The sequence below is a fragment of the Promicromonospora sp. NPDC052451 genome (assembly GCF_044547525.1).
Taxonomy (GTDB): Bacteria; Actinomycetota; Actinomycetes; order Actinomycetales; family Cellulomonadaceae; genus Promicromonospora.
Genome location: NZ_JBIUAP010000001.1, coordinates 626,937 through 639,518, shown reverse-complemented (window position 1 = coordinate 639,518; position 12,582 = coordinate 626,937). Strand labels below are relative to the sequence as shown.

The 12,582-nt window shown below is 74.7% G+C and carries 9 protein-coding genes; 2 read left to right on the top strand and 7 right to left on the bottom strand.

Translation table 11 applies throughout. The annotated features are described in order from the left end of the window. Positions 1 to 17 precede the first annotated feature (17 nt). Positions 18 to 605 carry a TetR/AcrR family transcriptional regulator gene (locus ACIG47_RS02765; RefSeq protein ID WP_397429497.1) on the top strand — a complete coding sequence of 196 codons (588 nt, stop codon included), beginning with the start codon at positions 18 to 20 and terminating at the stop codon, positions 603 to 605. 115 nt (positions 606 to 720) lie between these two features. Here the strand turns inward: ACIG47_RS02765 and ACIG47_RS02760 are convergent, their stop codons facing one another. The 4 genes from ACIG47_RS02760 to nirB all read right to left on the bottom strand — a co-directional run bounded on the left by ACIG47_RS02760 (position 721) and on the right by nirB (position 5,768). Further along, on the bottom strand, positions 721 to 1,812 hold the full coding sequence (locus tag ACIG47_RS02760; protein ID WP_397429529.1) for a uroporphyrinogen-III synthase: 1,092 nt from the start codon (positions 1,810 to 1,812) through the stop codon (positions 721 to 723). A gap of 52 nt (positions 1,813 to 1,864) precedes the next feature. Continuing rightward, positions 1,865 to 2,638 (bottom strand): uroporphyrinogen-III C-methyltransferase, encoded by a 774-nt coding sequence (gene cobA, locus ACIG47_RS02755; protein WP_397429496.1) that lies wholly within the window; start codon positions 2,636 to 2,638, stop codon positions 1,865 to 1,867. A gap of 83 nt (positions 2,639 to 2,721) precedes the next feature. Beyond that, positions 2,722 to 3,162: a nitrite reductase small subunit NirD gene (gene nirD, locus ACIG47_RS02750; RefSeq protein WP_397429495.1), complete on the bottom strand. Its 441-nt coding sequence runs from the start codon at positions 3,160 to 3,162 to the stop codon at positions 2,722 to 2,724. Beyond that, on the bottom strand, positions 3,159 to 5,768 hold the full coding sequence (gene nirB, locus ACIG47_RS02745) for a nitrite reductase large subunit NirB (RefSeq protein ID WP_397429494.1): 2,610 nt from the start codon (positions 5,766 to 5,768) through the stop codon (positions 3,159 to 3,161). Before nirB ends, nirD begins: the two co-directional genes overlap by 4 nt. Positions 5,769 to 5,967: 199 nt before the next feature. On the opposite strand from nirB, the gene ACIG47_RS02740 reads away from it, so the two are divergent. After that, positions 5,968 to 6,828 carry a methyltransferase gene (locus ACIG47_RS02740; protein WP_397429493.1) on the top strand — a complete coding sequence of 287 codons (861 nt, stop codon included), beginning with the start codon at positions 5,968 to 5,970 and terminating at the stop codon, positions 6,826 to 6,828. Between the two features lie 81 nt (positions 6,829 to 6,909). Here ACIG47_RS02740 and ACIG47_RS02735 read toward each other — a convergent pair whose 3' ends face one another. The 3 genes from ACIG47_RS02735 to ACIG47_RS02725 all read right to left on the bottom strand — a co-directional run bounded on the left by ACIG47_RS02735 (position 6,910) and on the right by ACIG47_RS02725 (position 12,382). Then, a complete protein-coding gene (locus tag ACIG47_RS02735; RefSeq protein WP_397429492.1) occupies positions 6,910 to 8,571 on the bottom strand; it encodes an FAD-dependent oxidoreductase in 1,662 nt (553 codons plus the stop codon). Further along, positions 8,568 to 10,946, bottom strand: coding sequence for a molybdopterin oxidoreductase family protein (locus ACIG47_RS02730; protein ID WP_397429528.1), 2,379 nt, complete (start codon positions 10,944 to 10,946; stop codon positions 8,568 to 8,570). Before ACIG47_RS02730 ends, ACIG47_RS02735 begins: the two co-directional genes overlap by 4 nt. A 77-nt stretch (positions 10,947 to 11,023) precedes the next feature. Further along, on the bottom strand, positions 11,024 to 12,382 hold the full coding sequence (locus tag ACIG47_RS02725) for an MFS transporter (protein ID WP_397429491.1): 1,359 nt from the start codon (positions 12,380 to 12,382) through the stop codon (positions 11,024 to 11,026). Positions 12,383 to 12,582 lie beyond the last annotated feature (200 nt).

Genomic DNA, 12,582 nt, shown 5'->3' with positions numbered 1-12,582 from the left:
ACCAGGAGGAGACGCCCGTGCCCACCGGAGTCGCGCTGCACGACCCGCGCGCCCAGCTCGTCGCGGCCGCCGAGCGCCTGCTCGCCACGAGCGGCGCAGCGGCCCTGACCAGCCGCGCCGTGACCGACGAGGCCGGCGTCGCCAAGGGTGTGCTGCACCGCCACTTCGCGGACTTCGACGACTTTCTCGCCGCGCTCGTGCGCGCCCGTATCCAGCAGGCCGACGGCGCCGGCGAGCACCTCGTCGCCACCGCAGGCTCCGGCACGGTGGTCGGCAACGTGTCCGCGTACCTGACCGTGACGCTCGACCCCGTCGCGCTCGCCGTGGTGGCACTCGTCACCGCGCGCGACGAGCTGCGCCGCCGGCTGCGCGAGACCACGCCCGAGGGGCTGCCGCTGCTCGTGGAGATCACCGCGGCGCTGGCGACCTATCTGACCGCCGAGCAGTCGTCCGGCCGCGTGGCGCCCGCCGCCGAACCTCGTTACCTCGCGATGACCGTAGTGGGCACGGGGCACCTGATGTTCGCCGGTGAGCTAGGCGCCCGGCCGGACGATGCCGCCGTCCGCGAGGTGGTCGAGTCAGTGCTGGTGGGCGTGCTCCGCTAGACGGCAGTCAGCGCCGGTGTTCGGCAGTTTGCCTCGAGATCGGCACAGGCCTGTGCCGATCTCGAGGCAAACTGCCGAATCCACGCTGCCGAATCCGCGCTGCCAGGGCGGCCGCTCAGGCCAGCTCGATGCGGTAGCCCCGCTTCACCACCGTGCGGATGAGGTCGCGGCGGCCCGCCGCCTCCCGCAGCCGCGCGATCGCGACCTCGGCGGCGTGCGTGTCCTGGGAGTCTCCCGGCAGGGCGGCCAGTACCTCCTCGCGCGAGACGACGTCGCCCTGCGCGGCCGCGAGCAGCCGGAGCACGGCCACGCCGGTCGGCGACAGGGGCAGCACCTGACCGTCGAGCACGGCGACGCGGGCACGGATCACCAGCGAGCCGGCGACGGTGCTCAGCGCGACGGACTCGATGTGCTCGTAGTGCCCCACCACGGCCCGCACGAGCGCGCCGAGCCGGCCGCGCTCGGGCTGCAGCGGCACGATCCCGCGGTGCTCCAGCGGCTTCGCCGTCACCGGCCCGACGGCGGCGGCGATCGTGCCGCCGTCGGTGAACCGGGCCCGCACCCGGTCCAGGATGCCCTCGTCCTCGACGGCGCTGATCCAGGCCTCGGCCCCGGGGGCGGAGGTGAAGACCACGGCGTCGATCTCGCCGTCGGCCACGGCGTGCGCCGAGTCGCGCACGACCGCGGGGTCGGGTGCGGGGCCCCACCGGTAGACGACCAGGCTCGCGACCTGCGCACCGGCCTTCTCGAACACCTCGTCCAGCCCGTCCGCACCGGCGCCGTGGTGCTGGATGGCGATGCGCAGGCCCTGCACGCCCTCGCTGAGCAGCACCTCCGCGACCTCGGCGGACGTCTCGGACTCGGCCACCCAGTCCGCCTGGAGCCCGGCGGCCTGGATGGCGCCGCGGGCCTTGGGCCCGCGCGCGACGATGCGGGTGTCCGCCAGCAGCGCAAGGAGCGGTTCGGCCAGGCCGTGCGCGTCGGCGGCCTCGATCCAGGCACGGAACCCGATCCCGGTGGTGACCACGACGACGTCGGGCGGCGCGGCCACGATGGCCCGCGTGGCCGCGATCAGCGTCTCGTCGTCGACGTGCGGGATCATGCTGAGCGCAGGGGCGTGGCGGATGGTGGCGCCGCGGCGCTCGAGAGCGGCCGCGAGCTCGCCGGCGCGTCGTTCGGCGGTGACGAGGACGGTGGCACCGGCCATGACCTGGCCCAGCGCCGGACGCGTCGCCCGGGCGTGCGCGGGCGCTGCGAGATCAGACACCGGCACCTGCCAGACGTCGCTCACTCGTACCCTCCAGAAGCCCAGCCGCGGCCACGTGGCCGATGACCACGACCGCGGGGGACCGCACACCCCGGGCCGCCGCCACGGCGGCCGCCTCGTCGAGACGGGCCCGGGTGACGCGCTGCTCCGGAGTGGAGCCGTTCTCCACGATCGCCACGGGAGTTCCGGGATCGGCGCCTGCGGCCAGGGACTGCGCCACGATCGCGCCGAGGGACCGCACCCCCATCAGTACGACAAGCGTAGCCGTGCCGCCGGTCACGCAGGAGAGGGCGGCGGCGTCGAGCGGCTCCGACGGGTCCGGGTCCGCGGCCGCGGCGCAATGGCCCGAGACCACGTGGAAGCCCGTGGTGACGCCCCGGTGGGTCAGCGGGATGCCGGCCAGCCCCGGCACGGCGACGGCGGACGTGATGCCCGGGACCACCTCGACCGGCACGCCCGCCGCCACGCACGCGAGCACCTCCTCGCCGCCCCGGCCGAGCACGAACGGGTCGCCGCCCTTGAGCCGCACCACGTGCGCACCCGCGAGCGCATGCTCCACGAGCAGCTCGTTGATGCGCTCCTGCGGCACGGGGTGCCGGCCCGGCTCCTTGCCGACGTCGACCACACGCACGTGCGGCGGCAGCTCGGCGAGGATCTCGACGGGACCGAGCCGGTCCGCCACGACGACGTCGGCCGCCTGCAGTGCCCGCCACGCCCGCACGGTCAGCAGGTCGGCCGCCCCGGGCCCACCCCCGACGAGCGTCACCCGCCCGATCGTTGAGTGCTGGCTTTCCGCCCCTGCAGAGGCCTCTGAGAGGGCGAGGATCCCGCACTCGACGGAGTCGGGTGTCATGGCAGACCTACGTGGATCACGTCCTCGCGGACCTCGACCGGGTAGGTGAGCAGGTCCGGCGGGAGGTCGTCCTTCGGGGCCTTGTCCGCCAGGACCAGGCACGTGCCCGTGACCAGGGAGAAGACCTGCTTGTAGACCGGGGCCGCCACCGTGGGCTCGCCCCCGCGCGTACCGACGATGCCCCGCGACATGACGTTCGCGGCCGAGAACGGGTCCAGGTTCTGCACCGCGTAGACGCGCCCGGCGTGGACCCCGTACGCCGGGTCCTCGGGCAGGCGGAACAGGGCCACCTGGACGTCCCCGAACAGCGCGGCCGCACCGCGCTCGGGGAACAGGTCGCCGAGCAGGCAGACCCGCTCCCACCGCACCACGCCCGGGCGGTCGGACCGCCCGGCCACCCCGGTCACCCGGGCGTCCGACACGTCGTTGACGGTCATGCGCGCACCTCCAGCTTCGGGCCCGCGATGACGACGCCGGCGGCACGCTCGGCCGACGTCGCCGGACGGCGCTGGCCGCGCTCGGTGACGTAGGCGAGCGACGGGTCGGCGTCCTTCGGGGCGTTGACGAACGAGGAGAACCGGCGCAGCTTCTCCGGGTCCTCCAGCACGGCCTTCCACTCGTCCTCGTAGTTCTCGACGTGGCGGGCCATCGCGGCGTCCAGGTCGGCGCAGATGCCGAGCGAGTCCTCCATGATCACCTCGCGCACGCCGTCCAGGCCGCCGTCGACCTCCTCGATCCACGGCGCGGTGCGCTGCAGCCGGTCGGCGGTGCGCACGTAGTACATGAGGAACCGGTCGATGGTCCGCAGGAGCTCCTCGGACGTGAGGTCCTCGGCGAGCAGCCTGGCGTGCCGCGGCGTCTGGCCGCCGTTGCCGCCCACGTACACGTTCCAGCCCTTGTCGGTGGCGATGACGCCCACGTCCTTGCCACGGGCCTCCGCGCACTCGCGGGCGCAGCCGGACACGCCCATCTTGAGCTTGTGCGGCGAGCGCAGGCCGCGGTAGCGCAGCTCCAGCTCGACGGCCATGCCGACCGAGTCCTGCACGCCGTACCGGCACCAGGTGGACCCGACGCACGACTTCACCGTGCGGAGCGACTTGCCGTACGCGTGCCCGGACTCGAACCCGGCGTCGACCAGGCGGCGCCAGATGTCGGGGAGCTGTTCCACGCGGGCGCCGAACATGTCGATGCGCTGGCCGCCCGTGATCTTCGTGTACAGGCCGAAGTCGCGGGCGACCTCGCCGACCACGATGAGCCCCTCGGGCGTGACCTCGCCGCCGGGCATCCGGGGCACCACGGAGTAGGTGCCGTCCTTCTGCAGGTTGGCCAGCATGTGGTCGTTGGTGTCCTGGAGCGTGGACTGCTCGCCGGCCAGGATGTGCCCGTTGCCGAGCGACGCCAGGATCGAGGCGACCACGGGCTTGCAGATGTCGCAGCCGCGGCCCTTGGCGGCGCCGTCCGGACCGCTCCCGAACCGCTCCACGATGTCGCTGTACGAGTGCAGGTCCGCGACCCGGACGGCGTCGAAGAGCTGGGCGCGGGACATCTCGAAGTGCTCGCACAGGGCCGTGCTGACCTCGATGCCGGCCCGCTCCAGCTCGGTGTCCACGAGCTTCTTCACCAGCGGCAGGCAGGCGCCGCAGGTGGTGCCGGCGCGGGTGCAGGCCTTCACGCCCGGCACGTCGGTGCACTGGTGCTCGGTGACGGCGCCGCGGATGGTGCCCGCCGACACGCTGTTGCAGGAGCACACGTTGGCGTCGTCGGGCAGCTCCAGGCCCGGGGCGCCCCCGCCGCCCTCCGGCAGGAGGAACGCGCTCGGGTCGTCACCGGGCAGCTCCGCGCCGAGCATGGGGCGCAGGCTGGCGTACGGCGCGGCATCACCCACGAACACGCCGCCCAGCAGGGTGCGCGCGTCGTCGGACAGGACGAGCTTCTTGTAGACGCCGGCCACCGGGTCGGCCCAGACCACCTCGACGGCGTCCTCGGTGCGGGCGTGCGCGTCGCCGAAGGAGGCGACGTCCACCCCGGACAGCTTGAGCTTGGTCGCGGTGTCCGCACCCGGGAACTCCGCCTGGCCGCCGAGCAGCCGGTCCACGACCACCTCGGCCATCGTGTTGCCGGGCGCCACGAGGCCGATGCACCGGCCCTCGATGCAGGCCACCTCACCCACGGCCCACACGTGCGGGTCCGCGGTGCGGCACGACAGGTCCACGACGGCGCCGCCGCGCTCGCCGATCTCCAGCCCGGCGGCCCGGGCGAGCTCGTCGCGGGGCCGCACCCCGGTCGCCACGACGACGACGTCGACGTCGAGCCGGCCGCCGTCCGCGAAGTCGAGCCGGCCCACGTGGCCGGTGCGGCGGTGCGGCCGCATCTGGCTGGTCGCGGTCTCGGCGCGGACGCCGATGCCCTTGCCGTTGATCAGACGCTTGAGCGCCTGGCCGCCGCCGAGATCCACCTGGACGCCCATGAGGTGGGTGCCGAACTCGATCACGGTGGCCTGGGCGTCCAGCGCGGTCAGGGCGCCGGCCGCCTCCAGGCCGAGCAGTCCGCCGCCGATGACCGCGCCGCGCACCGGCTTGCCCGCCGGGTAGCTGCGGCGCTTCTCCTCGACCCAGCCGCGCAGTGCCGCGACGTCGTCGATGGTCCGGTAGACGAAGACGCCGGGCAGGTCGTTGCCGGGGATGGGCGGCATGGCCGCGCTGGAGCCGGTGGCGAGCACCAGCTCGTCGTACGGGTGCACGTGACCGAGGCGGTCCGTGACGGTGCGTGCCTCGCGGTCGATCGACTCGATCTTCCGGTCGGTGTGCAGGGTGACCAGCGGGTCGGCCCACAGGGCCGGGTCACCCAGGGCGATGCCGTCGGGGCCCTCGTCGAACCAGCGGGTCAGACCCACCCGGTCGTAGGGCGCGCGGGGTTCCTCCGCGAAGACGGTGACACGGTAGCGACCGGCGTCGTCCCGGGCGCGCAGCGCCTCGACGAGCCGCTGAGCGACCATGCCGCCGCCGATCACGACGAGGTGCTGAGGGGTGCCGGAGTTGACCATGTCTTGACCGTAGGTCGCGGGTTTTTCACGCTGGTGCGCCGGTGGTTACCCGGGCCGAACATCTTCCTCACAGGGCTGGTGGCGGCCCGGTGAGCGGGGCGGTCGTAGCGCGGCGAGCGCGGGTCTGGTTGCGGTATGCGGGCTCGAAGCGCCACCAGGTCCGCGCTCACCCGTCGGGCAAGCCGCTAGCGTGGGCCGCGTGGACATCCGGACCGTGTCGAACCCCCTGGTGCGGGCGGGCGGACGCTGGCTGCACCGGGTCAACCAGCGGCACCCCTGGAGCCACAACGACCACTTCCACGGCTGGATCCTGCGGCGGCTTCCGGCCCGGCGACGGCGCGCGCTCGACGTCGGCTGCGGCAAGGGGCTCCTGCTGAGCCGGCTGCGCGGCCGGTTCGGCGAGGTGCTGGGGGTCGACGCCGACGCCGCGATGGCCGCCGTCGCCGCGGACCGGTTCGCCGGCGACCCGTCGGTGACCGTGCGGCACGCCCGGTTCGAGAAGGTCGACGGCGAGTTCGACGTGATCACCATGGTCGCGGTGCTGCACCACCTGCCGCTGGAGCCCGCGCTCCGGCACGCCGCCGGGCTGCTCGCGCCCGGCGGCCGGCTGCTCGTCGTCGGCCTCGCCCGCGCCGACACCCTGGCCGACCTGGCCTGGGACGTTCCGTCGTCGCTGCTGAACCCCCTGGTCGGGCTGATCCGGCATCCGCGGCCGGTCCGGGGACCTGCGGACGACGGCGGCCCGGCCGACCGGGCCGGCGACGCACCGGCCGGCTGTGCACCGGCCGACTGTGCACCGGCCGGCGGCGCACCGACCGGCGGCGCACCGACCGGCTGTGCACCGACCGGCTCTTCACCGACCGGCTGTGCACCGACCGGCTGTGCACCGGCTGGCGGCGCACCGGCCGGCGGCACCGACGGTGATCCGCCGATGCCCGTCCGCGACGCCGAGGCGACGTTCGCGGAGATCTCCCGGGCCGCCCGCGAGATCCTGCCCGGCGCTCGCCTGCGCCGCCGTCTCTTCTTCCGCCACACGCTGGAGTGGACGCGCCAGGCATGAAGTGCGCTTCTACCCAGTCATCTCGCCCGGACGGAGCTCGATCCCGGGCGAGATGACTGGGTAGAAGCGCACCTCGCACGGCTACGCCGGTTCCGGGACGGACCGTTCCGGTGCCCGGAGCCAGGCGACCAGCCCGCACACGGCGTCCTTGCACGAGCCGCAGCCCGTCGTCGCGCGGGTCTCGCGGGTGACGTCCTCCACGGTGTGCGCGCCCGCCGCGCACGCGGACCCGATGTCCCCCTTGGTCACGCCGTTGCACCGGCACACCACGGCGTCGTCGGGCATGTGTTCGGGGGACGACGCCGGGGCCGCCGCGGCCATCACGGGCGTCAGCAGCAGGAACGCCGGGTCGTGCGGCACCGGCGTGCGCCGCGTGTAGGCAGCCGTGAGGTCGGCGGCCACCCGCGGGTCGCCCACGCACGTGGCGCCCACGAGCACGCCGTCCGCCACCACCACCTCGACGTACCGCCCAGCGCGCGGGTCGGCCAGGCGCACCGCACGCTGTGCGCCGCCGTCGGGCCGCACCGGCCCGCAGACCCCCATGGTGGTGACGCTGAGCGGGCCACCCTTGACCTTGACCACGTCGGTGCCACGCGTGTCGATCCCGCGCTCCGACTGCGCACGCGTGGTGGCGCCGCTGGTCAGCAGGGCACCGAGCCGCACCGCCATGCTGGGCTGCGCGTCGTCGCGCGGGACACGCAGGTGCGGCCCGGCCGACCGGCCGAGCACGACCGCGGCCGGCTCGACGACGGGTTCCACCAGCGACACCAGCTTCTCCGCCAGCCGCCGGGCCTGGTCCCACCCCTCGGCGACGAGCCCGCGCGACCCGCCCGGCGGCTGCGCGCAGTCGCCGATCGCGTGCACCCGTGGGTCGTCGGGGCTGGCCAGGTCGTGACCCACCACGACGCCCCGGTCGGTCGACAGCCCGGCCGCAGCGGCGAGCCCGGTCTCCGGCACGGTGCCGATCGAGAACACCACGAGCCGCGCGGCGACCACCTCCTCGTGCAGTTCCGCCCCCGGATCGTCCGGCCCGGCGCCGGTCCGTCTCCGCACCCGGACGCCGACGGCGCGGCCGCCCGCCACGAGCACCTCGCTGGACAGCCGGTCGGGCAGCACGGTCACGCCCTGCGCCTCCAGCCCCGCGCGGACCACGTCCGCCGCCTCGGGGTCGAGCTGCCGCTCCATCAGGGAGCCCGTGTGGTGCACGAGGGTCACGTTCAGCCCTCGCCCCGCCAGCCCGACGGCAGCCTCCAGCCCCAGCACGCCCCCGCCCACCACGACGGCGCGGGGTGCGTTGACCGTGGCCGCCACGATCTCGCGCGCGTCGTCGAGGGTCCGCAGGGCGTGCACGCCCGCGGGCAGGCCGCCGTCGGCGCCGCGCAGGCCCGGGATGGGCGGGATGCGGGCCGCGGCACCGGTCGCGAGCACCAGGTGGTCGTACGGGTGCGAGGTCCCGTCGTCGGCGGTGACCACCCGCGACGCCCGGTCCACCGACACGGCGGACACGCCCCGGCGCACGGTGACGCGGGCGCCGTCGGGCAGGGGCATCGTGATGGCGGCGACGTCGGTGCGTCCGGCCACGACGTCGCTGAGCAGCACGCGGTTGTAGGGCTCGTACGGCTCGCTGCCGAGCACCGTCACGTCGAACGCCTCGGGCTCGCGGCGCAGCAGCTCGTCCACGAGCCGTGACCCGACCATCCCGAAGCCGACCACGACCACCTTCACGGGGACACGCAGGTTCATGTCGACAGCTCCTTCTCGCTGGGGCGCGGGTGGGCTTGCTCGGACGCGGTCCGCTCGGGGACCGGCTCCGCCTCGGCCGGGTCGCTCGACGGCACGGCCGCGACGTCGACCGCGCAGACCTTGAACTCGGGCATCCCGGAGATCGGGTCGGTGGCGTCCGTCGTCACCTGGTTGACCGACCCGATGCCGCTCCAGTGGAACGGCATGAAGACCGTGTCGGGGCGCACGGCGTCGGTCCAGCGGGCGGTCGCCTCGACCCGGCCGCGCGCGCTGGTGAGGCGCACGCGGGCGCCGTCGGGCAGGCCGAGCCGGAAGCCGAGCACCGGGTGCAGCTCGACGTACGGCTCCGCGACCAGGCGCTCCAGCTCCGCGACGCGGTGCGTCTGCGCACCTGACTGGTAGTGCTGCAGCACCCGCCCGGTGACCAGGTAGAACGGGGCGCCGGGCCGCACCTCGTCGCTCGGGCCCACATGGTCGACGGCGACCATGCGCGCCCGGCCGTCGGGCGTCGCGAACCGGTCGAGGAACAGGCGGGGCGTACCCGGGTGCTCGTGCGTGCCAGAGGCGCCGGCCGGACAGGCCGGGACCGCGACACCGCCGGGTCCGGCCCGGCCCGGTACCTCGGCCGGACCGGCCGGACCGGCCGGGACCGGCCAGAACAGGCCCGGCCCGCCCGACGCCTCGTCCGCGTCGAGGCGGGCGTGGGACAGGCCCGAGTAGTCCGCCGGACCGCCCGCGGAGGCCCGGGCGAGCTCGTCGAACACCACGGCGGGGTCGGTCGGGAAGGCCGGCGTCGCGGGGCCGCCGAGGCGCCGCGCCAGCTCCGCGAGGATCCACAGCTCGGACCGGGCCTCGCCGGGCGGCCGCACGACGGCCCGCCGGCGGATGACCCGGCCCTCCAGCGACGTCATGGTGCCCTCCTCCTCGGCCCACTGGGTCACGGGGAGCACGACGTCGGCCAGGAGCGCCGTCTCGCTCGGCACGAAGTCGCACACCACGAGCAGGTCGAGGCTCTTGAGCCGCTCGATGACGCCGCCCGCGTTCGGCGCGCTCACCACGACGTTGGACCCGTGCACCAGCAGTGCCCGCGGTCCGCCCGGCGTACCCAGGGAACGCAGGAGCCGTACCGCCGGGACCCCGGGGCCGGGCAGCGTCTCCGGGTCCACGCCCCAGACGGCGGCGACGTGCGCACGGGCTGCCGGGTCGTCGATCTTGCGGTAGCCGGGGAGCTGGTCCGCCTTCTGCCCGTGCTCCCGGCCGCCCTGCCCGTTGCCCTGCCCGGTGATCGCGCCGTACCCGGAGCCGACCCGGCCGGGCAGCCCCAGCGCGAGGGCGAGGTTGATCGCCGCGGTGACGGTGGCCGTGCCCTGCGTGGACTGCTCGACACCGCGGCCGGTCAGCACGTACGCCCCGGAGCCGCCGTGCACCGGTGCGGCCGCGGCCAGCAGCCGGGCCACGCGGCGCAGCTCGGTCGCGGGCACGCCCGAGACGGACTCGACCCGTTCCGGCCACCAGCCGGCCACGGACCGGGCGACGTCGTCGAACCCGGTGGTGCGCTCGGCGAGGTAGGCCCGGTCGGCGAGCCCCTCGGCCAGCACCACGTGCAGCAGCCCGAGCAGTACCGCGAGGTCCGTGCCGGGCACGGGTGCCAGGTGCACACCCTGGGCAGGCTGCTCCGACGCCGGGTCGTCCGCGAGCCGGGCCGTCGCGGACCGCCGCGGGTCGACGACGACGAGCCCGCCCGCGGCGCGCGCGCCGGCGAGGTGCTGCACGGCCGGAGGCATGGTCTCGGCGAGGTTCGACCCGAGGAGCAGCACGGCCTGGGCCCCACCGAGGTCGGCCAGCGGGAACGGCAGCCCCCGGTCGACGCCGAACGACCGGTTCATGCCGGCGGCCGCCGACGCCATGCAGAAGCGGCCGTTGTAGTCGATGTGGGGGGTGTGCAGCACGGTCCGCGCGAACTTGCCGAGCGCGTACGCCTTCTCGTTGGTCAGCCCGCCCCCGCCGAACACGGCCACCGACTGCGGCCCGTGCTCGGCCCGGAGCTGCGCCAGGCGGTCCGCCACCAGGTCGAGGGCGGCCGCCCAGGGGACGGGCACCAGCGGATCGCCCGAGTCCCCTGGCTCGCCGCGGGAAGCTGCCGGGTCGATCCCCTGGACCGACCCGGCCAGCAGGGAGCGGCGGACGAGCGGCGTGACGATGCGGTCGGTCGCCCCCAGGACCGCCGCCGACGTCCATCCCTTCTGGCAGAGCCCGCCACGGTTCGTCGGGAAGTCGCGCGGCCGTACCTCGGGCGCCGCGCCCGCCGCACCCGCAGGTGCGTCGGGCGCGGCTGCACCTGTGCCGGCCCCAGCCGGGCGCGGCGTCAGCGACATCCCGCACTGGAGCGCGCAGTACGGGCAGTGCGAGTCGACACCGGCCGGGGTCCCGGCCACGGGAGCGGCGAGCACCGTCAGACCCGCGCCTCGGCCATGGCGCCCCGCCCGTAGACGAACCAGCAGACGAAGGCCATGACGGCGTACACGCCGACGAACAGCCACAGCGCGGGCACGAGCGACCCGGTCACCGTGGTGGAGAGCGCGAACCCGCGCGGGATGAGGAACCCGCCGAACGCGCCGATGGCCCCGGCGATGCCGATGCACCCGGCGGCGGCCTTGGCCGTGGCGCCGCTCACCCGGAAGACCGCGGGGATCATCCGGTAGACGGAGCCGTTGCCCACGCCCGTGGCCACGAACAGGCCGAGGAACGAGCCGAAGAAGACCGGGAAGCTGCCGGCCCCGAGGGCCCAGATCGCTCCCATGGCGCCGAGGGCCATGACGGCGAAGGCGCCGATCGTGACGATCATGCCGCCCACCCGGTCGGCGATGATCCCGCCGAGCGGCCGCGCGACCGATCCCACGAGCGCACCCAGGAACGCGAGCGGCAGGGCCACCTGCGGGAACTCGCTGGCCAGCAGCGTCGGGAAGGCACCCGCGTAGCCGATGAACGAACCGAAGGTGCCGATGTAGATGAAGCTGATGATCCACGTGTGCTTGTCGTGGACGGCCACGCCGAACGAGCGCGGGTCGGCCTTGGCGGTGGAGAGGTTGTCCATCCAGCGCCAGGCGAGGAACGCGGCGAGCAGGATGAACGGGATGAAGATCAGGCCCGCGCGGTCGAGCGCGACGCCGGCACCGGTCACGATGACGAGCGGCACCGCGAGCTGCACGGCCGCCGTGCCGATGTTGCCGCCGGCGGCGTTCCAGCCGAGGGCCGCACCCTTCTCCTTCTCGGGGAAGAAGAACGAGATGTTCGCCATCGACGAGGCGAAGTTGCCGCCGCCCAGTCCCGCGAGCGCCGCAGCCGCCAGCAGCAGCGGGAACGGCGTGGTCGGGTCGGAGACGGTGAGGATCAGCGCCCCGGTGGGCAGCAGCAGGAGCAGTGCCGAGACGATGGTCCAGTTGCGCCCGCCGAACACCGGCACGGCGAAGGTGTAGGGGATGCGGAGGGTCGCGCCGACGAGGCTCGGCACCGAGATGAGCCAGAACATCTGGTCGACCGTGAGGTCGAAGCCGGCGGCCGGCAGCTGCGGCACGACGATCGACCACAGGGCCCAGGCACCGAAGCCCAGGAACTCGGCGAAGATGGAGAGCACGAGGTTGCGGCGCGCGGTGCGGCGCCCGCCGTCCTCCCACAGGGTCTTGTCCTCGGGGTCCCAGTGGTCGATCCAGCGTCCGGTGCGGCGCTGGATCATGGACCTGGGGGCGGTGTCGGCGGGGCCGGCGTGCTCGTCGGCGACCGTCTGCTCGTCGCGTGTGGTCGGAGTGGACACGGTGTCCTCCCTGCATGGGCGTATGCCCGACGACGCCGGGCGCACCCGGGCCGGCAGGGTGCCGCACCCGGGGCCGGCCCGACGTCGGACCGACGCTGAAGAAACTAGGGAGACGGTGTTTCATCGCCCGACAAAGAGCAGTTAATCGACCGTAAGGAAGAACGCACAGCGTGCCGGTGCCCGGTGTGAGGGCGCGTCGC